Origin of the sequence: Ensifer adhaerens (assembly GCF_000697965.2) — a bacterium.
Classification (GTDB): domain Bacteria; phylum Pseudomonadota; class Alphaproteobacteria; order Rhizobiales; family Rhizobiaceae; genus Ensifer; species Ensifer adhaerens.
This window is the reverse complement of record NZ_CP015882.1, coordinates 918,393-939,862: the sequence shown is the minus strand read 5'-3', so window position 1 is coordinate 939,862 and position 21,470 is coordinate 918,393. Positions and strand designations below refer to the sequence as shown.

The 21,470-nt window shown below is 60.9% G+C and carries 17 protein-coding genes; 11 read left to right on the top strand and 6 right to left on the bottom strand.

Annotation, left to right across the window (positions count from 1 at the left end; genetic code table 11):
• Positions 1 to 148: 148 nt before the first annotated feature.
• The 3 genes from FA04_RS35740 (at position 149) to FA04_RS31890 (ending at position 2,753) form a co-directional block, all read left to right on the top strand.
• Positions 149 to 286 carry a hypothetical protein gene (locus FA04_RS35740; protein WP_167550732.1) on the top strand — a complete coding sequence of 46 codons (138 nt, stop codon included), beginning with the start codon at positions 149 to 151 and terminating at the stop codon, positions 284 to 286.
• Positions 287 to 828: 542 nt separating this feature from the next.
• Positions 829 to 1,398, top strand: coding sequence for a helix-turn-helix domain-containing protein (locus FA04_RS31895; protein ID WP_051659347.1), 570 nt, complete (start codon positions 829 to 831; stop codon positions 1,396 to 1,398).
• 158 nt (positions 1,399 to 1,556) lie between these two features.
• Entirely contained in the window at positions 1,557 to 2,753 is a 1,197-nt protein-coding gene (locus tag FA04_RS31890) for an MFS transporter (protein ID WP_034796380.1), read from the top strand.
• Positions 2,754 to 2,785: 32 nt separating this feature from the next.
• On the opposite strand, the gene FA04_RS31885 is transcribed toward FA04_RS31890, so the two are convergent.
• Entirely contained in the window at positions 2,786 to 3,295 is a 510-nt protein-coding gene (locus FA04_RS31885) for a GNAT family N-acetyltransferase (protein WP_051659346.1), read from the bottom strand.
• A gap of 230 nt (positions 3,296 to 3,525) precedes the next feature.
• Between FA04_RS31885 and FA04_RS31880 the strand changes: the two genes are divergently transcribed.
• The 3 genes from FA04_RS31880 to FA04_RS31870 all read left to right on the top strand — a co-directional run bounded on the left by FA04_RS31880 (position 3,526) and on the right by FA04_RS31870 (position 7,605).
• Positions 3,526 to 4,098 carry an NADPH-dependent FMN reductase gene (locus FA04_RS31880; RefSeq protein ID WP_034796378.1) on the top strand — a complete coding sequence of 191 codons (573 nt, stop codon included), beginning with the start codon at positions 3,526 to 3,528 and terminating at the stop codon, positions 4,096 to 4,098.
• Between the two features lie 346 nt (positions 4,099 to 4,444).
• Positions 4,445 to 5,818, top strand: coding sequence for an ISNCY family transposase (locus FA04_RS31875; protein WP_034805396.1), 1,374 nt, complete (start codon positions 4,445 to 4,447; stop codon positions 5,816 to 5,818).
• A 359-nt stretch (positions 5,819 to 6,177) separates the two neighbouring features.
• Positions 6,178 to 7,605, top strand: coding sequence for an ISNCY family transposase (locus tag FA04_RS31870; RefSeq protein ID WP_034804391.1), 1,428 nt, complete (start codon positions 6,178 to 6,180; stop codon positions 7,603 to 7,605).
• A 6-nt stretch (positions 7,606 to 7,611) separates the two neighbouring features.
• Here FA04_RS31870 and FA04_RS31865 read toward each other — a convergent pair whose 3' ends face one another.
• The 3 genes from FA04_RS31865 to FA04_RS31855 all read right to left on the bottom strand — a co-directional run bounded on the left by FA04_RS31865 (position 7,612) and on the right by FA04_RS31855 (position 10,920).
• A complete protein-coding gene (locus FA04_RS31865; protein WP_034804388.1) occupies positions 7,612 to 8,349 on the bottom strand; it encodes a hypothetical protein in 738 nt (245 codons plus the stop codon).
• Between the two features lie 570 nt (positions 8,350 to 8,919).
• Positions 8,920 to 9,591, bottom strand: a complete 672-nt coding sequence (locus FA04_RS31860) for an FkbM family methyltransferase (RefSeq protein ID WP_034803387.1) — start codon at positions 9,589 to 9,591, stop codon at positions 8,920 to 8,922.
• A 234-nt stretch (positions 9,592 to 9,825) separates the two neighbouring features.
• Positions 9,826 to 10,920 (bottom strand): LacI family DNA-binding transcriptional regulator, encoded by a 1,095-nt coding sequence (locus FA04_RS31855; protein ID WP_034803385.1) that lies wholly within the window; start codon positions 10,918 to 10,920, stop codon positions 9,826 to 9,828.
• A gap of 274 nt (positions 10,921 to 11,194) precedes the next feature.
• On the opposite strand from FA04_RS31855, the gene FA04_RS31850 reads away from it, so the two are divergent.
• From FA04_RS31850 to FA04_RS31830, 5 genes are all read left to right on the top strand, one after another.
• Complete coding sequence (locus FA04_RS31850) at positions 11,195 to 12,175, top strand: ABC transporter substrate-binding protein (protein WP_034803383.1); 981 nt, start codon at positions 11,195 to 11,197, stop codon at positions 12,173 to 12,175.
• Positions 12,176 to 12,323: 148 nt separating this feature from the next.
• The gene (locus tag FA04_RS31845; protein ID WP_034803381.1) at positions 12,324 to 13,838 is read left to right on the top strand and encodes a sugar ABC transporter ATP-binding protein; all 1,515 of its coding nucleotides are present in this window, start codon (positions 12,324 to 12,326) and stop codon (positions 13,836 to 13,838) included.
• A 1-nt stretch (position 13,839) separates the two neighbouring features.
• The gene (locus FA04_RS31840) at positions 13,840 to 14,850 is read left to right on the top strand and encodes an ABC transporter permease (RefSeq protein ID WP_034803379.1); all 1,011 of its coding nucleotides are present in this window, start codon (positions 13,840 to 13,842) and stop codon (positions 14,848 to 14,850) included.
• Between the two features lie 11 nt (positions 14,851 to 14,861).
• Positions 14,862 to 15,845: an ABC transporter permease gene (locus FA04_RS31835; RefSeq protein WP_034803377.1), complete on the top strand. Its 984-nt coding sequence runs from the start codon at positions 14,862 to 14,864 to the stop codon at positions 15,843 to 15,845.
• 521 nt (positions 15,846 to 16,366) lie between these two features.
• A complete protein-coding gene (locus FA04_RS31830) occupies positions 16,367 to 17,017 on the top strand; it encodes a glutathione S-transferase family protein (RefSeq protein WP_034803369.1) in 651 nt (216 codons plus the stop codon).
• A 27-nt stretch (positions 17,018 to 17,044) separates the two neighbouring features.
• Here FA04_RS31830 and FA04_RS31825 read toward each other — a convergent pair whose 3' ends face one another.
• Entirely contained in the window at positions 17,045 to 20,197 is a 3,153-nt protein-coding gene (locus FA04_RS31825) for an efflux RND transporter permease subunit (RefSeq protein WP_034803367.1), read from the bottom strand.
• Positions 20,198 to 20,225: 28 nt separating this feature from the next.
• Positions 20,226 to 21,329, bottom strand: coding sequence for an efflux RND transporter periplasmic adaptor subunit (locus FA04_RS31820; protein ID WP_234798829.1), 1,104 nt, complete (start codon positions 21,327 to 21,329; stop codon positions 20,226 to 20,228).
• Positions 21,330 to 21,470 lie beyond the last annotated feature (141 nt).

Sequence of the window (21,470 nt, the reverse complement as noted above, 5' to 3'; positions counted from 1 at the left end):
GTAGGGCGCGCAGAGAGAGGATGTGCGCCTTTGTTTCAGTATCGTGATCGTTCGGATACAGGGTTTGGTTGAAAGTCGTGTCATCGCCGGGTTGTCTGGGCGTTTGCCTGTGACTATGTGTGTGACAGCCAAGAAAGGATCAAACTCAATGCGTATTGCCACATTCTTGCTCGTACTCTCCGCGCTTGCCGGATGCTCCCAGACCGGCGGCGGTGCGACCAGTGTCAGACAGGATTACTATGGTGGCGACGGCGGTTTTTATGCGGGCGCGGTTGCACCGCGCTGAAGCCGCTCCGGCGGCGCTGTAACTGCACTGCCGACAGCGAACTCTGCAGGGGGTGGGCCCGCTCAGGCGATTTTGACAAGCATGAGGGGCCCATCGCCTGATCTTCGGCCGTAGTGGCGCCGAACGTCGCCAAGCCGCCACGAGAATGTTGGCTATGCGACCCTCGTCGAGAAAGCTCTCCTTCCATCAAGCCAACTCTCTGCCCTTCAGGTCCAAGCTCTGTCCGATTGTTCGGATTGCAAGGGCTTGCGCTTTGACAATGGCGCGGCCCGTAACGCCGTGATCTCCCCTGGAGCAACGTGCCGACCAACCGCTTTCATTCCCGACAGCCGGATGACGTCATCGCCCATTGCTCCGGAAAGCGTCCGTCTCAAGGACGCGATCATCATCGCCGATGCGTTGGGCCTCGACGTCAGGCGAAAGTGAGCGTCGAAGATGCCACCGTCCCAACATCGAGCTAGACGCTGGCGTCGGGTGTCTGTTGACAACCGACCAAGCGTCCCTGCTATTCAACGGGGGAGGGCTATTGTCGCGAGGAAGCTATGGAGCTTGATCTGAAGGTTAGCGCTTTGCCGCTCGGATGCCGGCTTCGACGCTTCCGCAGGCTCAGGCAGATCAAGCAGGAAACGTTGGCGGCGGATCTTGGCGTATCGCAGGGTCTGCTATCGCGATGGGAAGCCGGCCAGCATGAGCCTTCAGCAAAGGCCCGGGCCCGGGTCGAGACGCTGCTCGAGCGGCATGAGAGCGTCGGGATAGACTTGACATTGCGTCGGCTCATCGAAACGGCGCCGTTTCCGGTTCACCTTGTTTGCGACGACACCCATGCGCTTTTGAGCGTCTCACCGGCCAGGCAAGCCCAGTGGCGGATCTCTGCCGCGTCCTTTTTCGGCGTCTCGCTATGGCGATACGCGACGGCGGAAATCATCGAGAGAGAGCTTCAACTGCAAGAACTTGGCTGGTTTGAAGAGGTCTGGTCGGGAGCCGTCCAGTTCACGACCGGCGGCAGCGACGACCCCGATATGCCGATCCCCCCGAGCATCATCCGATGGGAACGAATAGGCATTTCCGACGGGCGCGTCGGCCGCCTGGTAACCAGTATCGATCCCATCTGAGACGCGAATATTTCATTCGTTGTCCGAGCTGTTCTGCCCCTGCTAGCCTGCCATGACCGCCAGTTGCCCCGAAACCGCCTACCAAAAAATTCGGCGGGCAGGGCGTCTGCGCTCACATCCCATCGGTCACGATAGATCCGCCAAGAGCACTCCGGACAATGACAAATTCGCGTCGCGCCATCACGTTTTCACTTCTCATCATCTGTGCAACGCTATCGCTGGCAGGGACCGACCTCGTCTTGCCGGCCGTTCCGCAATTGCCTGAAATCTTCGGCACTGACCGGGCGACCGCGCAGCTGGTGCTTGCCGCCTATGTCGGCGGCGGCGGTCTCGGCCTGCTTCTTTATGGGCGCCTGGCGGACCACTTTTCGCGCAAGGCGCTGCTTTTCTCTTCGCTCGCCGGATTTGCAGCCGCCTCGCTCGCCTGTGCCTTCTCGCCAAATATCACGGCACTTATCGCGCTGAGGTTCGTTCAAGGCGTGGCGTCTGCGGCGGCTCCGGTCTTTGGCCCAGGGTTGATCCGGCAGCTGTTCAGCGACAAGGCGGCGGTGCGCGCCATCGGGTTTCTCGGCAGCGTGGAATCGCTGGTGCCGGCGCTTGCGCCGATCTTCGGCGTGCTGCTGCTTTCGCATTTCGGATGGCAATCGTCATTCGAGCTGCTGGGTGTTTTGACGATGCTCGCTGCGGTCCTCATACTCGTGCTTGGGCTGCCCCGTGAGGAAGAACCCTCCGACACGCTCGGTAGTTATGGGCAACTGCTCACGGATCGCGTCTTCATGCGATACGCGCTCAGCCAGGCCCTGACGCTCGGCGGACTGCTCACCTTCGTCTTCGGCGCGCCGACAGTCATCGTCGCGTCGATGGGCGGCTCTCTGAACGACTTCATCATCATGCAGGTCATCAACATTTCCGGGTTCATCATCGTCGCCAATCTGACCGCCCGGATTGCCGAACGTTTTGGCGCTGAAAACGTCATCCTGACCGGCACCGTCATGGCTGCCTTGAGTGCCCTTGCGCTGTTCGCCTACGGTCTCATGGGCGGTACCAACACGCTGATGTTGCCTCTATTGTTTACGCCCATGGCGATTGGCCTGGGTCTTCGCGGCCCCATTGGCTTCTATCGCGGCATTCTTGCTTCGGGTGCCAATAATGCGCGCGGATCGGCGCTGATCGTCTTTTTCATCTTCATGATCACCACGCTTGGAACCGTCATCGCCGCGCCAATCATCGCAGCCGGGCTCGCGGCGCTCGCGTTCGTCGCCTGTGCTATCCACCTCCTGTCGGTGGCCCTCCTGCTCCTGCTTCCGGCAATGCCGGAGCCAACGCGCGATGCTGCCGGCGTACCCACGCTGTAGGTATCCGAACCAGATGAGGATCACTTGAACGGCTAAATCGACGAATCTCCAAAGACGTGCCGGTATACGCCGTAGCGCATGCCACTGATATCCACGTGTCGCTCAAGCGCGCCTCCAAGTTTTCTCGCGACCGCTTGGGAAGCCAAATTGTCATCAGTGATCAGGCTTATTGCCGTCCTCCAGCCAAGTTTGCTGGCTGCGAAGTCGAGAACGGCAAGCATCGCCTCGGTAGCATAGCCTTGCCCCTGGAACTGGGGGTAAATGCCCCATCCCAATTCAGGTTCAAGCTTGTCCAAAGGAAGCTGCGCTCCGCAGTAGCCCGCCATTTCACCTGTTTTAATATCCTCGACAACGAAAAAGCCAAAGTCGCGCAAGTGCCAATGACCGATGAACGACAACATCCTTCGCCAGGCATCCTCACGCTTGATCGGACCCCCGACGAAGGCGGTGGTGACGGGGTCCCCCCAGAATCGAGCGAAGGCCTCAAAATTGTCCTCGCGCCATTGGCGCAATATCAGTCGTTCAGTTGCTATAGTTTGCACGATGTTCTTCTTTCAAAGGTAGCCATTCTTCCTTCCGCATCCGCCGGATACCATGCCGATCGCCGCGGCGACCGGCTCCGGATGAAAGCTGCAGTTCTGCCGGCATACTGGCGCGTTAAGAGAGTTCTGAGATCGGGTTTGCAGCGACTTGGAAACATGACAGTCACGGCGCGACGCGCTACATTGTCGTTGCAGTCCACGCCACAGGTCACGGTATCGGGAGAATTATTATGCAAACGCATAAGGTCGGATACTTGATTGGTAGTCTCGCCAAAGACTCCATAAATCGCAAGCTCGCCCGTGCACTGGTGAGGTTGGCTCCTGCACAGCTTGAAATGACAGAAATATCGTTCAGGGAACTCCCGCTCTATAGCCATGACTATGATGCCGATTTTCCGCCGGTCGCGACAGCTTTCAAAGAAGAGTTGGCTGGGGTCGACGCCATTCTCTTTGTAACCCCGGAATACAACCGTTCAATCCCGGGTGGCCTAAAAAACGCCATTGACTGGGCGAGTCGCCCCTACGGAAAGAACTCCTTCACACGCAAGCCTTCGGCTGTCATCGGGACATCGCCGGGCTCGATCGGAACCGCGGTAGCGCAACAAGGACTGCGCAGTGTTCTTAGCTTCTGCAATTCACCGCAGATGAACGCCCCAGAAGCCTACATTCAATTCACTCCGGGGCTGATTTCCGACGACGGAGAAGTGACGGTGCAAACGACCGAGCAGTTTCTCCGTGGCTACATGGAAGAGTTTGCAGCCTTCATTGCGCGCGTGCTCTCTGTCCTGCCTCGCGACGCTTGAACAAGCGGCTGCCACTCGCGTCTCCTCAAGCCGTATGCAAGGGCGTCGAACAACGCTCGAAGTGGCTCAGGCGTCCTCACGATGGGTTCTGCCATGGCCACATCGAGGGTGCGGTCGAAATCGAGCGACGCAAGACGTATACTCGAAATGGCGAGCGCTGGTTCAATCATCTATCGCGAGGAAGTGAATTTTGATCAATGCGTTAGATGACATATTTGATACATCACATTCAGTTCCATAATTCAGATTATGCGATTTGAACTTGTAGCCGCAAAGTTAAAGTGTCCTGATCCTGCAAAGTTGGAATGTCACTCTCCCCGGGTTTTGATGACCTGGGAGATTGCGGATGGGATTGATTGCGATGAGCGAGCGCGATCTGCAGCGGATTGAGGTTTTGTCGAAGGTGATCGCCGGACGCATGACGTTGGTGTCGGCGGCACATGTGCTTGAGCTGAGCACCCGCCAGGTTCGCCGGTTGCTGGAGCGGATCAGCACTGGCGGTGCGGCGTCGATCCGGCACCAGGCGATCGGCCGGCCATCGAACAACCGGATCTGCGACGGCGTACGCGATTACGCCATGACGATCGTGCACGAGCGTTATGCCGACTTTGGTCCGACGCTGGCGGCCGAGAAGCTTGCGGAGCGTGATGGTCTGACGGTGTCGCGCGAGACCTTGCGCCAATGGATGTCGGAGGCCGGCTTGTGGCTGTCGCGCAAGCAGCGACGGACGTTCCATCAGCCGCGGCTGCGGCGCGAGGCCTACGGCGAGTTGGTTCAGATCGACGGTTCCGAGCATCGCTGGTTCGAAGATCGCGGCGATCCATGTTCATTGCTGGTGTTCATCGATGATGCGACCGGCAAGCTGATGCAGTTGCGGTTTGTGCGCTCGGAAAGTGCGTTCAGCTATTTCGAGGCGCTGGAACTCTATCTGAAGGCGCATGGTGCTCCCGTCGCCTTCTATTCCGACAAGCATTCGGTGTTCCGGGTTGCGAAGAAGGATGCCAAGGGCGGCCAAGGCATGACCCAGTTCGGGCGTGCACTTTGCGAGTTAAACATCGAGATTCTTTGCGCAAACTCGAGTCAAGCCAAGGGCCGGGTCGAGCGGATGAACCGGACGCTACAGGACCGGTTGATTAAGGATCTGCGTCTGGAGGGCGTCTGCGGCATGGACGACGGCAACGCTTTCCTGCCTCGGTTCATGGAGCGCTATAACCGCCAGTTTGCCATTACCCCTGCCCGATCTGATGATCTGCATCGGCCGCTGAACCTTGCCCCGGATCGGCTGCGCGACGTGCTATGCAAACGTGAGCAGCGTTATGTCGGTGCCCAGTTGACGTTTTCGTACGAGCGCCAGCGGATCATGCTGGAAGAGACCGAGGTGACGCGCGGGCTGGTCGGTCGCTATGTCGAGACCTACGCGCTTGCCGACGGCAGGCTGGATGTGCGTTGGAAGGGGCATTCCCTACCCTACCGGGTGTTCGACAAGGACCAGCGGGTGACGCATGCGGCGATCACCGAGAACAAGCGGCTCGGTGAACTCCTGACCTACATCAAGGAACGTCAGGAGCAGCAGACGAAGCCCGCCGTGAAGACGAACAGCGAGAAGAACGGCTACGTTCGACGCGCGCGCGGCCCGGGACGTCGGAAGGATTTCATGAACGATCCTGCGGTCATTGCCCGGCGGCGACAGGCGCTCTCTGACCTCGATGCGGCGGAATGACCGGCTGCTTCAACTGTCCAAGCTAAAGCCGATGGGTGCGTCTCATCCGCCCCCTCCCTTCCCTTGCAACCCGGTCCAGCCGGTTCGGTCGGGGGCTTGCCTCAGCGCCAACGGAGATGTCGAGTGTCGCATGTCTAAATGGCTGACGACGCGCCGCCCAAATTGACATTTTAACTTTGCGCCAAAGCGGACAGTTCAACTTGGCTGCCACAGAACTTGTAGTGGCTATTTAGTAATGCGACAGTTGGGCCAGTTAGAGATGCGACAGTCTCGCCTCTCGACGCACTGGTCAAAGCCAACGTTGGGAGCAAGGATGACGACCTTCAGCCTGGTCGAGACCATGAGCGGTCGGAGTCGTCATGTCCTGTTTGATCACCATGTCGCAGAAAGAGTTGCATCGCCTCGAAGTCATCCAGAAGATCCGTGACGAGCGCCTGAGCGTTGTCCAGGCTGCCGAACTGCTCAACCTCAGTCGAAGTCAGATCCACAGACTGCTGCAGGCTTATGATCAAGATGGTCCGGCCGGTCTTGTTTCGAAGAAGCGATCCCGGCCGAGCAATCGGCGCCACGGCGAGGATTTCCGCAATGCGGCGCTGGATCTGATCCGCGAACGCTATCTGGATTTCGGTCCGACGCTGGCGCGCGAGAAGCTCATCGAGCTGCACCGGATTTCTGTTGCCAAGGAAACGCTGCGGCAATGGATGACCGAGGCTGGCATCTGGATCTCGCGTCGGGAACGCAAGAAACGGGTTTTCCAGCCACGTGGCCGGCGCGACTGCTTTGGCGAACTGGTGCAGATCGATGGATCGCATCACTGGTGGTTCGAGAACCGCGGCCCCAAATGCGCCCTGCTCGTCTATATTGATGACGCCACCGGCAAGCTTTTACATCTTCGCTTTGCTGGATCGGAGAATACATTCGATTATCTGCACGCGACGAAGGCCTATCTGCAGCAATGGGGCAAGCCGCTGGCCTTCTACAGCGACAAGCACGGCGTTTTCCGCTCGCTCCATGCGTCGAAGAAAGACCGGACAAGCGGCCTGACGCAGTTCGGACGGGCGCTCTATGAACTCAATATCGACATCATCTGTGCCAACACCCCGCAGGCCAAGGGTCGAGTGGAGCGTGCCAACCAGACATTGCAGGATCGGCTGGTCAAGGAGATGCGACTTCGCGGCATCGATACGATCGAAGCTGCCAATGTCTATGCGCCTGAGTTCATTGCAGATTTCAACACTCGTTTTGGCAAGCAACCACGCAATCCGAAGGACATGCACCGGCCGCTGTCCGACCATGAGAACCTCGATGGTGCCATGTGCCGCAAGGAAGTGCGCACGCTGTCGCAATCCCTGACGCTGCGTTACGACAAGGTGCTGTTCATTCTCGATCCGACCGAGATTTCCAGGCCATTGGCGGGCCAGAAGGTGATTGTCTGCGATTATCCGGACGGTCGGCTTGAGATCATGCACGAGAGCTTTGCCCTGCCCTACAGGACCTTCGATACGTTGCGCTCGGTGCATCGTGCCGAGGTCGTCGACAACAAGCGGCTGGACGACATGCTGTCAATTGTCGCCGAGATGCAGGCCGGACGCCAACAGCAGCGCAGCAAGAGTGGTCCGAGCCGAACGGGCCAAACGGATCATATGTTCGGCATTCGAGACGGTAGCACAGCCAACGGCTACCAGAAGCGTGGTCCCAAGCCTGGCCGGCGGACGGATTTCATGAACGATCCGGCGGTGATTGCGCGACGAGAGAAAGCGTTGATGAGGCGGCCAGCGGCGGAATAAAGAGCGTCAATGCACGCCGATGTCGCTCTGCGTATCCGATTCCAACTGCAGGCAAGCTGGCCAAAGTGGCGTCTTGTGGAAGGCTCCATGCTGGAGGAGCGTGAGCCCCTCTCGTGCCTCATAGAGCACACCGAGCCAGCACAAGCGCCGAAAGACGCCATATTGGAGATCGGATTTCAACTTCCAGGCTTCTATGGTCATTTCGGTGTCCGACAGAGGCGCCAAATCTGGATAGAGGATCTTCACAACGTCTATTGGCGTGCACCCTTCCCTGGCTTTGATATTGAGAAGATTGAGGAACATGCGCCACCAGCGTAACCGCGCTCGGACCTCCTCTTCCCGCTCGGTGGTATGGACATACGAATAGAGATAATCCGTGGCGATCAGATCGAAGAAGGCTTGCGGGTTCACCAGGAACTCCCGGCCGCGTCTGGTTGGCAGCAGCACATCTTTTTTCCGACGAAGAAGCTTCAGATGACGGGTCATGTCGCGCACCACCCAAAGCGGCGGCATGTCGCTTTCATTGAGCACCTTGTTGATGCTGTAGAGGTCTTCGGCTGTGAAGCCTGGCCAAAGGAAGTGCACAGCGGCCCAATGCACGAACTTGCGGTTCATGGCGCCGGTCGCCGTCAATCCTATGCCGCCCTCACCGTCAGCATAGGCAACCGAAAGAAGCATACCGCGAAGAAGTGGGGACAGTGCGGCGACATCGACGTCACCATGCAGCTTGATTTCCGGAAGCATCGTGCGGCTGTGATCCCTACCTCGCCCTATGCAGGTGCAAGCGAGTATCAACCGGCGACAAAACAATTGCTACTGAGAAAGCTAAAGCCGAAGGGGAGTGTCATCACCCGCCCCCGCTCCGCCCTTTCAACCCGGACCAGCCGGTCGGATCGGGGGCTGACTGGCAGAGCAAGCCGGCGGGCAGTGTCGCATTTCTAAATGGCTGGCGACGTCGCAGCCCTATTCAGCTTTGACAGAACTTGTGGCCGGGTACATTCTAATTTGAAGTGCGACAGTTGGGCCAGTTAGAGATGCGACAGTCTCGCCTCTCGACTCACTGGTCAAAGCCGTGCCCCTTCGACGCGCCGGCCGAGCGCGACCATGTACCTACCTGCGCGGAGCATTCCGGCGCGCCTTAGTTGGTGCGCGACTGGCGACGAGAAGCGAGCCCCCGGCTTCGCCCCTCAAACCAAGACTCGACGTTCGCGCGGGACTTCGACCGGAAGCACCTGCCTCCTGGTTGCCATGGATGTTGCAAGATCGCCACCAAGTACCCAAGCGCAACCAGGTGAGAGCGACGATCTGCCTGCTCTAGTGCCAATCCAGGCAGACATTCGTGATCTTCTCCCGTTCGATCCGCAAGCGCAGCGCACCGATCCGAGCGGCTAGCTCTTCCGAGAAGAATTCATGGGTTTCCACCAGGATCAAGTCGATCTGACGCTCGAGGCGTTCCGCGAGCAGGGCTTCGAGGACTTCAGCCTCGTAACCTTCAATGTCGAGTTTGAGGATGCGCACGCGCTCCGGCAAACCACGAATGTATTCAGCCAGGTTGGCGATCTCCACCTGAGCAACGGGTGCCGTCGTGTGAACGTCGCGACGCATCAAGGAGGAGGCAATCGTCTCCTTGATGTTGCCATCGGCAAGCGCCTCGGTCTGATAGAAAGGCGCAAAGCCGGCGGCCGCCCCGACAGCCTTCTGCTCGATGACCAGTCGCGGCTCGTTCGGGAAGCGCGCTTTGAGGACCGCAAGTGCAGTCGGGTCCGGCTCAAACGCGATTACCTTCATTCCCTTGGCCAGGAAATAGCCGCTGACGTCACCGACGTTGGCGCCGCAATCAAGCACCAGTGCACCCCTTGGCAGTCTGCGCACGGCCGTCCGCATTTTCAGCAGGGCACCCTTGAAGGCATCTCCCTGCTTGCCCCTGCGCTTTCGATAGAGATGCCAGCGCAACCACGAAACCCAGTAGGCTTCCTTCTCAAACATCGACAACCAATCCCATTACCGCGAGTGCAGTCTGCTAGACGCAGACTCTCAGACCGCCGAAAATCACCGCGGCCGGATAACACACGTAACCATTGTGTACAAACGAGCGTTTTGATGTCGGTCGTGCTGATGACACACGCTGAGCAAGGGATCCGAAGTATCTAGATTACCGGCGTCTGCGTCACGGCCTCGCGCGCCGCGGCGGGGCAAGGGAGGGAGCGCTGCTGGCGGCTTTTATCGAGCGCTCTTTGAAGCTCTGGCTTCGGACAGGATAGCGGTGGTATCGCGAACCACCAGCGGTCCGTCGACTTTTATTGTCATCGGCCGCATGTGTTTTCCGTGGATCGCCATGTCGATCAGGAGTTCAGCCGCCTTCTGGCCCATTTCGTAGTTCGGCAGCACGAGGGTCGAGAGCGGCGGATGGGTGTAGCGCGCCAGTTCCTGGTCGTCATAGCCCATCACCGAGAGATCGGTGGGCACCCGCAAGCCCTTCTCCTGGGCCGCCTCCATGACGCCGATCGCCATCAGGTCGTTCCCGCAGAAAATGGCTGTCGGCGGGTTGGGCATGGAGAGCAGGTCCAACCCGGCCTCGTAGCCGCGAAGCGGCAGCCAGTCGCCATCGCGCACAAGCGTTTCGTCGAAGGCGATGTCGGCTGAGGCAAGCGCCTGCTTGTAGCCTTTTAGCCTATCCATGGCGGCGTCCATCCAGCACTCGCCGTTGATGAAGCCGATGCGCTTGTGGCCGAGCGCCGTCAGATGCGCTGTGGCGGCGAAACCGCCGGCGACCTCCCCCGGCACGATCGCCACATGCTGGCGCGGCTCGCAGTAACAATTGAGAAGCACGGTCGGCAGCGGCGCCAACGCCTCGGGAACGGCAACCTTGCGGGTGAAGATCGTCGCGTAAATGACGCCGGCGATGGAGGGGTCGCGCAGGACCGACCGCAACACCGCTTCCTCGAGTTCCGGATTCGAGCGGGTGACATGCGCCGAGACCAGCATGCCTTGCTCGAAAGCATAATCGCGAATGCCATCGAGGCTGACGACCGGGTGCGGGCTGGTGGAGATTTCATCGACGATGAAGGCGATTGTGTCCTTTTCCACCGCCGGCGCCGCTGCAACCGGACCTCGGGTCGCTGGCAGTTTATAACCGATTTTATGAGCAGCCTCGCGCACCTTCTGCTGCGTTTCGGGCGAGATGCGCGAGCCCGACATCTCGTTCAGCACCAGGGAAACGCTTGACTGGGAAACGCCGGCTATCCTGGCGACATCCGTCATGGTTGGGCGTCCTTCCCCCTTTTTCTCCAGATTTCGCCCGTTTCCCTTGGCCATGTGTGTTCCCCTACCCTACAGCACCGCGCGTCTAGGAGACTTGCAAAGGTCGCTGTAGCACTTTGAATTTCTGCATGTTTTTCCCCTTCAATCAGAGACGATTGACGGAAACATGCAGTTGAGCGTGCATTGCACCGCACGCGGGTTTTTGCAAGTGCTCATAAATTTTGGCCTTGACTGCTAATATTATTAGCGCAAGATTTGGAGATGTGAAGCGCAAAAACGCTCACGTCCGGTAGAGGAGCACCGGCCAATCTGGGAGGAGAACCCGATTATGACCACGATTTCCCGTCGTACCTTCATGCTGGCGGCAACGGCCGTCGGCGCGCTCGCCCTTGCGGGTGTCGCGATCGCCGAAGTGCCGAAGCTCGAGCAGAAGGACAAATACAAGGTCGGCTTCGCGCAGACCGAATCCAACAATCCCTGGCGCATCGCCCAGACGAACAGCATGAAGGCCGAAGCGGAAAAGCTCGGCTTCCAGCTCGTCTATACGGATGCCGCCGGTTCCGCCGCCAAGCAGGTCGCCGACGTCAACTCGATGATCGCTCAAGGCGTCGATGTGATCTTTCTCGCGCCGCGCGAAGAAAAGCCGCTGATCCCCGCCGTCATGGCCGCGAAAAAGGCGGGTATTCCAGTGATCCTGCTCGATCGCTCGGTCGATCCGTCGTTGGCCAAGGCCGGCGAGGATTATCTGACCTTCATCGGCTCGAACTTCGTCGAAGAAGGCAAGCGCGTTGCCGAATGGCTGGCAAAGAACGCCAACGGCAAGTCGAAGATCATCGAACTCGAAGGCACGACCGGGTCCTCGCCCGCCAACGACCGCAAGAAGGGCTTTGACGAGGCGATCAAGGCGGCCGGCGGTTTCGAGATCGTCGCCTCGCAGACCGGCGATTTCGCCCGTGACAAAGGCCGCCAGGTGGCAGAAGCCCTGCTCCAGGCCCATCCTGACGCGGACGTGATCTACGCCCACAACGACGAAATGGCGATCGGCGCGATCGCGGCACTCGAAGCGGCCGGCAAGGTGCCGGGCAAGGACGTCCTGGTGCTGTCGATCGACGGCGGCAAGGAAGCCGTGCAGGCGGTTGTCGACGGCAAGATCGCAGCAGTCGTCGAGTGCAACCCGCGCTTCGGGCCGAAGGCGTTTGAGACGATGATGCGCTACGCCAAGGGCGAAAAGATCGACCCGATGATCATCAACGACGACAAGTTCTACGACGCCTCCAACGCGGCCGCCGAACTCGCCAACGCCTATTGATCCAATCTCCCGAGCCTCCACGGCCGGGACGGCGCAACCGTCTCGGCCGTCTTTTTGACGGCAGCATGACCTTCAGCCCGTTCAAGTGTAGGCTGATGACGCCCACCCCCAAATGGGGCGGCGGATGGCGAAGATAGGGAGGAGACCCATGCTTCTGTCCATGCAGGGCATTTCCAAAGCGTTCGCCGGCGTGCCGGCACTGAAATCCGCCTCGCTCGAGGTCGAACCGGCGGAGGTCATGGCGCTTGTCGGCCAGAACGGCGCCGGCAAGTCGACGCTCATCAAGATCCTGACCGGCGTCTATCGCCGGGACGAAGGCAGCATCGCCTACGACGGTCGGGATGTCGATTTCTCGATGCCGGCTGAGGCGCAGGCCGCCGGGATCGCGACGATCTACCAGGAAATCAATCTCGCCCCGCAGCGCTCCGTGGCGGAGAACATCTACCTCTCCCGCGAGCCGAAGCGGTTCGGCATGATCGATTATTCCGCCATGTGGCGCGGGGCCGAAGCGGTGCTCAAAACCTTCAACCTGACGATCGACGTCGACCGTCCCGTCGCGCATTTCGATGCGGCGACACGGCAGATGGTGGCGATCGCCCGCGCGGTGACGCAGAGCGCCCGGCTCGTCATCATGGACGAACCGACCTCCTCGCTCGACGAGCGCGAGGTCGCCATCCTCTTCGATACGATCCGCACGCTGAAACGCTCCGGCGTCGCCGTCATCTTCATCGGCCACCGGCTCGACGAACTCTATGAGATATGCGACCGCGTGACGATCATGCGCGATGGTCAGACGGTCGCCAAAAGCCCGATGGCGGACATGCCGAAAATGGCGCTGGTGCGCCACATGCTCGGCAAGGAGCTTGCCGCCTTTCAGGCCATGGCACCGGAGAAGGACGCGCCGGTGCGGCCCGTCCGCCTCGAACTCGACAAGGCGGGCGCCGGCGTGCGCGTGCGCGACGTCAGCCTTGCTGTGCGAGAGGGCGAGATCTCCGGCCTTGCCGGACTGCTCGGCTCCGGCCGCACCGAAACGGCGCGCTTGATCTTCGGCGCCGATAGGATGGAGCGCGGCACGATCCGCATGGAGGGACAGGGACGCAGCTATCGCGAACCGGCGGATGCGATCGCTGATGGGATCGGCCTCGTGTCCGAGGACCGGAAGATCGACGGCATCGTGCCCGACATGAGCATCCGCGAAAACATGACGCTCGCCTTGCTGCCGAAGCTGAAGAAAGCCGGTATCGTCGACCGCGCGCGCCAGGATGAGATCGTCAGCCGCTACATCCGGGCGCTTGGCGTCAAATGTGCCTCCCCCGATCAGCCGATCAAGGAGCTTTCCGGCGGCAACCAACAGAAGGTGCTGCTCGCCCGCTGGCTTGCCACAGACCCGCGCGTCCTCATCGTAGATGAGCCGACGCGCGGCATCGACATCGGCGCCAAATCGGAAATCCTCAAACTCCTGCGCAGTCTCGCCGACGAGGGTTTGAGCGTGCTGATGATTTCGTCTGAACTCGAAGAACTGCTTGCCGCCGCCGACCGCGTGACGGTCCTGAGCGACGGTACTTCCGTCGCGACGCTGTCGCGCAAGGACTTGAGCGAGACGGCGCTGCTTGCCGCCATGGCCCACCAGGAAGTCCACCAGGAAGCCCACCAGGAAGAATGACATGACGACGATCGAGACCCCTGCCCCGCAGCCGTCGGGAACCCTTTCGTCCGGAAACAGGCTTTTGACGCTCGCCAGCCGCTACGGCACCTTCGTCGCCTTCCTGGCGCTGATCCTCTTCAACGTCGCCGTCACGCCGAACTTCCTGTCCTTGCAGACGCTGAACGTGAACCTCACCCAGGTTGCGACAATCGTCATCGTCGCGACCGGAATGACGCTCGTTATTGCCACCGGCGGCATCGACCTCTCCGTCGGTTCGTTGATGGCAATTGCCGGCGCACTGGCGCCGATGATCTTCATGGGCCAGTTCTGGCCGGTGGAAAACATGGCGCTCGCGGTGGCTCTTGCCTTCCTCTTGCCGATCGCCGCCGCTGCCCTCTTCGGCCTCTTCAACGGTTTCCTCGTCACCCGCTTTTCGATCCAGCCGATCATCGCCACGCTTGTGCTGTTCATCGCCGGCCGTGGCATCGCCCAGGTGATGACCAACGGCAACCTGCAGGTCTTCAAGAATGAAGGCTTCCAGTTCATCGCACTCGGTCGCATCGCCGGCGTTCCGGCCCAGGTCCTGCTGATGATCGTCATCGTCGCAGCGGCTTTCGCGATGATCCGCTACACCGTCATCGGCCGACAGATCATCGCCGTCGGTGGCAACGAGAAGGCCGCCCGCCTGACCGGAATACCGGTGAAACGGGTCAAGCTCTTCGTCTACATGATAAGCGGCGCGCTTGCCGGTGTGGCCGGTCTCATCGTCGTTGCCCGCAACTCTGCAAGCGATGCCAACCTTGTCGGCCTCGGCATGGAGCTCGATGCTATCGCCGCGGTTGCTGTCGGCGGGACGCTACTGACGGGCGGACGGGCCAACATCGTCGGCACGGTACTCGGCGCGCTCGTGATCCAGTTGGTGCGTTACACGCTGCTTGCCAATGGCGTTCCGGATGCGGCAGCGCTCATCGTCAAGGCCGGGCTGATTGTCACCGCCGTCTTCATCCAGCAGCGCGCCAGCAAACATTAGAGGCAACCACGATGCAACCGATCCTCCGCCTCTTCCTGGTCAAGAACTCCGGCGACCTTGCCCGGTTCGGCGTCATCCTGGCGCTTGCCGGTCTCATCCTCTTCGGGGCGCTGCGCTATGAAAACTTCCTGTCGCCCTATAACATCCTGAGCTTCCTGCGCTACAACTCGATGTTCGCGCTGATCGCGCTCGGCATGGCCTTTGTCATCATCACCGGCGGCATCGACCTGTCGGTCGGCGGCACGGCGGCGATGGCAAGCGTGGTGGCAGCCCTGTTATCCCCCTATCATTGGGCGGCGGGGCTTGCGGGCGGCATGGCGGCAGGCCTTGCCGTCGGCGCGCTCAACGGCTTCATCATTACGAAGATGCGGATCCAGCCCTTCATCGCCACACTCGCGACGATGCTCGCCGCCTATGGCACCGGCCTTTTGTTAGCGGACAACCAGTCTGTCTCCGTCTCCTATGACACCGGTTTCACGGTGATCGGGCAGGACGATTTCCTGGGGTTCCCCATTCCCGCCTGGATCGCGCTTGCGGCCTATGTGCTCGGCTGGCTCGTGCTGCAAAAGCTCCCGATCGGACGGCATATCCTGGCGATCGGTGACGGCGAGGCGACGGCTGGCCTGATGGGCCTGAAGGTGGAGCGCGCGCTTGCCGGCGTCTATCTCGCCTCGGGCACGCTCGCCGGTCTTGCCGGCGTCATCCTCGCTTCCCAGTTCGGCGCGGGGCAACCGACGGAAGGCGTGGGCTGGGAACTCTTCGCGATCGCTTCCGTCGTCGTCGGCGGTACGCTGTTGACCGGAGGTTCCGGCTCAGTTGGTGCGACGCTTGCCGGCGCGCTGCTGCTTGCCATGGTCTTCAACATCCTGAACTTCGAAAACGGCCTCGGCTGGATCTCGCTTTCCGCCTACTGGCAGTCCGTTATCCGCGGCGCCTTCCTGCTCGTCGTGGTCGTGCTTCAGGCAAAGCTGATGGCACGGCATCGCAGCACCTAGACCCTCCATCGCGAACGGGGCGCGAACATCCACAGGACGAAACGGGGAAACCTACCCCTGGATTAGCCCTCGTGGAGCAGGAACAATGCATGACCGCTAAAGGTGCAAGCCCGCGCCAATAGGATTGCGCATCGCAGCGATAAACAGACAGCAAAAAAGGCCGGAGCGCGCTGGCTCCGGCCTTCTTTTCTTTTTCGCTCTCAAGGCTTCTGCCAGTACATCCATGGTCAAAAGGCGAAAGCGATACGCAATTGCCGGCATCAACTTCCATTGCGCTCGACAATAACGTTTATGACACTTTTATACTTCGCCACGGCTGTTGGAGCAAGCTGTCCATTCGGGCTAGTCTCGACGAGCAGTACGTCTTTTTGAAGCGAGCCGGCTGTTCTCCGACCGAGGAAGAGATCACTTTATCTGCCAGCATCATCGCGGTTTCCGCTTCCGGCGCCGAGCGGCGAAAATGAATGTCGGGATCCCGCTTGGCCAATCGTCTTCAGGACAGGCAAGCCGTGGAGGATAAGATGACGATCACGATTACCGCCTTTGAAAAATCGCCCGATCGCGGCCGAGGTCTCGCACGCGACATGCGCGTTCGCTGGGCGCTCGAAGAAGTGGGGCAGCCCTACGAGGTTCGCCTCGTTACCTTCAAGACGATGAAGGAACCTGCGCACATCGCGCTTCAGCCGTTCGGGCAGATCCCTACCTATCAGGACGGCGACCTTGCCCTGTTCGAAACCGGTGCCATCGTGTTTCATGTCGCGGAGCGTCATGCCGGCCTGCTTCCAAGTGACGCCGATGCCCGCGCACGGGCGATCACTTGGATGTTTGCCTCGCTTAACACCGTGGAGCCGCCGATCCTCGAGCGTGAAGCGACCACCTACGTGGAGCGGGACAAGGACTGGTATCACGAGCGCCTGCTGATGCTCGAAGATCGTATCCGAGTTCGGCTCGCCCAATTGTCCAGGCGGCTCGCGGAGGCCGACTGGCTCGATGGCGCCTTCAGTGCCGGCGACCTGCTGATGGTAACGGTGCTGCGCAGGCTGGAAAACTCAGGCTTGCTCGACGCGTATCCCAACCTCTCCGCCTACGTCGCGCGCGGCAAGGCGCGGCCGGCCTACAAGCGCGCCTTCGATGCGCAGCTTGCGGTCTTCACATCCGCCTCATCCGCCTGAGGGTAGCGTGATCCCGGAACGGGCGGGCTATCCGTGTCCCGGCTGATCGTCGACCGCAGTCGGTCGTTCGCCCCTGGTGATCTGCAGCCCCTGGCGAACCAGGCGGGAAGCGACCCGCATGAAATCTTCCATGTATAGATAGATGACAGGGGTCACGAAGAGGGTCACAAGCTGCGACACCAGCAGGCCGCCGACGACGGCGACCCCAAGCGGCTGGCGCAGTTCTGCGCTGGCGCCGCTGCCGATCGCGATCGGCAGCGTGCTCATGATCGCAGCAACCGAGGTCATCATGATCGGGCGGAAGCGCATGACACAAGCCTTATGGATGGCCTCGGCGGCCGGCGAACCGGCGCGCTGCAGCGTCAGCGCAACGTCGATCATCATGATGGCGTTCTTCTTGACGATACCGATCAGCATTAGCACGCCGACAATAGCGATGATCGAGAGGTCGAAACCGCCGAAATAGATGGCAAGCAACGCCCCGGATATGGCTGACGGCAGACCGGAAAGCACGGTCAATGGATGGATCAGGCTTTCATAGAGAATACCGAGCACGAGGTAGATCGTGAGGATAGCCGCCAGCACCAGCAGACCCTGGTTGGCGGCGGCGTCTTCGAATAACTGCGTGGTGCCGTAATTGCGGGTCGTCACCTCAGACGGCATGCCGATTTCTGCCTTGAGGCGGTCGATCTCCGCAAGGGCGTCACCGAGGGCGACCTTGGCCGGCAGGTTGAAGGAAAGCGTGACCGCTGGCAGCTGGCCGAGCTGGTTGACGGTGAGCGGTCCGGATACGGTCTCGACCCGGGCGAAGGCCCCGAGCGGAACAAGGCCGCCATTGGCACTGCCGACACGCAGTTCGTCGAACTTGTCGGCTGACCATTGCATCGAGGGATCGAGTTCCAGGATCACTTCGTAGCTGTCGCCCGCCGTGTAGATCGTCGAGATCTGCTCGGTACCGAAACTGCCATAGAGCGTGGTGCGCAGTTCGCTCGCGTTGACCCCGAGCGTTGCCGCCTTGTCGAGGTCGACCACGAGGCGTGTTTGTGGAGCGTTGATCTGAAGGTCGCTGTTGACGTCGGTAAAGAAGGTCCGATCCGCGCTCATCGCATCATGGAGCTTCTGCGCCCATTCGTTCATCAACGGCTGATCGAGGCTCTGGAGCACCAGCTGGTACTGGCTGGCCGACGCGCGCGATCCGAACGAGAGGTTCTGGACCGGCGACATGAAGGCCTGGATACCGGGGATCGCCGCCAGCTTCCGGCGCAAATCCGCAAGGACGGTTTCAAGCGGCGGACGCTCGGTCTTGGGCTTTAGCTCGACGAAAAGCCGACCGGAGTTGAGCGCGCTCGACGCGCCGCCCGAGCCGATCGTGCTTGCGACATGGGCGACGTAGGGTGAACTGGCAAACACCGCCTCCACATTGGACTGGAGCTTCGACATGGCGGCGAAGGAAATGTCCTGGCGCGCCTGGGTCGTAACCTGCAACTGGCCGATGTCCTCCTGCGGGAAGAACCCCTTCGGGATCGTGGCGATCTGGTAGCCCGTGATCACGACGGTAAACAGGAAAAGCAGAAACACCAGCGCGCGCGCCTTTATGCAGAGCGATAGCAGCCGCTCATAGGCGCGCAGAAGCCCGTCGAAACCTCGTTCGAATACAAGATCCAGCTGCCGCAGCCAGCGCGCTTTCTCTGCTCCATCCGCCCTCACCGGAAGCCGCGCTGCAAGCATCGGCGTCAGGGTAAGGGAAACGAAGGCGGAAGCGAGGATGGCAACGGTGACGACGATCGCAAATTCGTTGAGAATGCGGCCGATCACGCCGCCCATCAGCAAGACGGGAATGAAGACCGCGACGAGCGACAGCGAAATCGCGATGATCGTAAAGCCGATCTCACGCGAACCGATGAGCGCCGCCGAGAAGGCATCGATGCCGTCCTCTTCCATGTGCCGCACGATATTTTCCAGCATGACGATGGCGTCATCCACCACCAGCCCGACGGAAAGCGTGAGCGCCATCAGCGAGATATTGTCGATCGAAAAGCCAAGCGGATACATCGCCGCGAAGGTGGCGATGATCGAGATCGGAACGGCAAGCGCTGGAATAAGCGTCGCCCAGAGGCGGCGAACGAAGGCGAAGATGACGAGGATCACGAGGCCGACGGTGAGGATCAGGGTGAACTGGACGTCGTGCACCGCCCCGCGGATCGACATGGAGCGGTCGCTGAGCGTTTCGATCGAGGCTGCGGCCGGAAGCGACTGGCGAAGCGACGGCAGAAGCGCCTGCACCCGGTCGACGACTTCAACAGTATTTGCATCCGGCTGCCGCTGGATGGCCAGGATGATCGCCCGCGAACCGTCGTGCCAGCTTGCCGTCTGGTTGTTGGCAACGGAATCGATCACCGTCGCGACGTCACCGAGCCGCACGGTCCTGCCGTCGACGCTTTTGACGATGATATCCGCGAAACTGGCGGCATTCATGCGCTGCGTGTCCGCAACGATCGCCGCCTGACGATCGCTGGTCTGCGCGGTGCCGAGAGGCGAATTGTCGTTCGCCGCCGCGACCGCCGTCCTCAACTGGTCGACGGAAATGCCGCGCGCGGCAAGCGCGTCAGGATGCATCTGAATGCGCACGGCATATTGCTGGCTGCCGAAGATGGACACTTCCGCCACCCCGTCGAGCACCGAAAGCGTGGGCGAAATCACCTGCTGCGCGATGGCGTCGAGGGCGGTGAGCGGCACGGTGCTGCTCTTCAGCGCCAGGAGCAAGACCGGTGCATCCGCCGGGTTGATCTTCCGGTAACTTGGCGGCGCCGGCATGTCCTGTGGCAGCAGCCTGAGCGTCCTGGTGATAGCTGCCTGCACGTCGGCGGCGGCGGCATCGATGTTGCGCCCGAGCACGAACTCGATTGAAATCGATGTCGAGCCGAGTGCATTCGTCGTCGAGATCGTGTCGATCCCGGCGATGGTGGCGAACTGCTTGATCAGCGGAATGGCGACCGACGTCGACATGGTCTCGGGCGAGGCGCCGGGCAACGAGGCAGAAACGTTGATGACCGGGAAATCCGTTCGCGGAAGCGCGGCAATCGGCAGGACGAGATAGCTGAAAACGCCGGCCAGGATGAGCGCGACCGATAACAATACGGTCGCGATCGGGCGGCGGATACTGAACTCGGACAGCGGCATTTCACGCACTCCCGAATGATGGCAAATCCTAATCCGCGGCCAGATCGGCCGCGCCTGCAGCGACAACGACATCACCCGACTTCAGCCGCGCCTGTCCTTCGATGATGACCCGGTCACCGGCGGCAAGGCCCGTGCCGATGGCGGCCTCCTTGCCGTCGTCGGCCAGCACGGACACGGCGCGGGTCTCGACCGTGTTGTCATCCTTCACATCAAAGACGAACGGGCCGTCCTGCCCGGGCTGGACCGCAACGCTCGGGATAACAGGCGCCTGATGCAGTTGCGCCTGATCGATATCGACATCCACGAACTGGCCCGGCCAGAGCTTCTGAGCGGTATTGGGGAAGGTCGCGCGCATGGCGATGGTGCCGGATGCGGTATCGACGGCAGAATCGATGAAATCGAGTACGCCTTCGCCGATCACTGTTTGCGTGCCGCTCGACCTGGCACGAACCGGTGGAGGCGTCCCGCGATCAATCAGATCCTTGAACGTCTGCAAGCGCTCTTCCGGCAGGCGGAACGTAACGTCGATCGGGTCGATCGCCGTGATCGTCACCAGATTGTTCGATGTCGCGCCCGATTGGCCGACAAGATCTCCGAGCGCGACCTGCACGGCGCCCAGGCGTCCACCGATCGGCGCGGTGATCTCGGTCAGGCTCAGCGCGACCTGATCGGCATCCACGGTGGCGCGATCGGCATCCAGGGTCCCCTGCGCCGCCTGCTGAAGCGAGAGAGCGGTGTCATAGCTTTGCTGGGTGCCGGTCTTGTCGTCGCGCAAGGTTTTGGCACGCTCGAGTTCCGTGTTGGCGTCGGCAAGCTGCGCGGTATCCTTGGCGACGATCGCCTGGTCACGGGCAAGCCCGGCCTTTATCGTGCGGTCGTCGAGCGTGAACAGCAGGTCGCCCGCCTTGACCATCTGCCCGTCCTTGATGTGGATGGCCGTGATCTGGCTCGCAATGCGCGCGCCCACTTCCACGGTATCGGGGGCCTGCACGTTGCCCAGGGCATGGACGACAACGGGAACATCTTTAAGCGTCACTGTCGCCGTCTGCACGGACACGGCGCCACGCTTGGTGCTGACGGCCGCGTTGGCTGGCAATTTCGCTTCGCTCGGCACGGGCTTGCGCGCCACCACGAACCCGACGGCGGCGATTGCGAGAAGAACGACGGCGATACGACACGTGACACTTGATCGGCTGAGCATCGGCGCCTCCGCAGACCTTGCTGTCGGCACGCGGCGATAGGTGGTGCCGACTATCGGAAGCTGGGCCTAAAT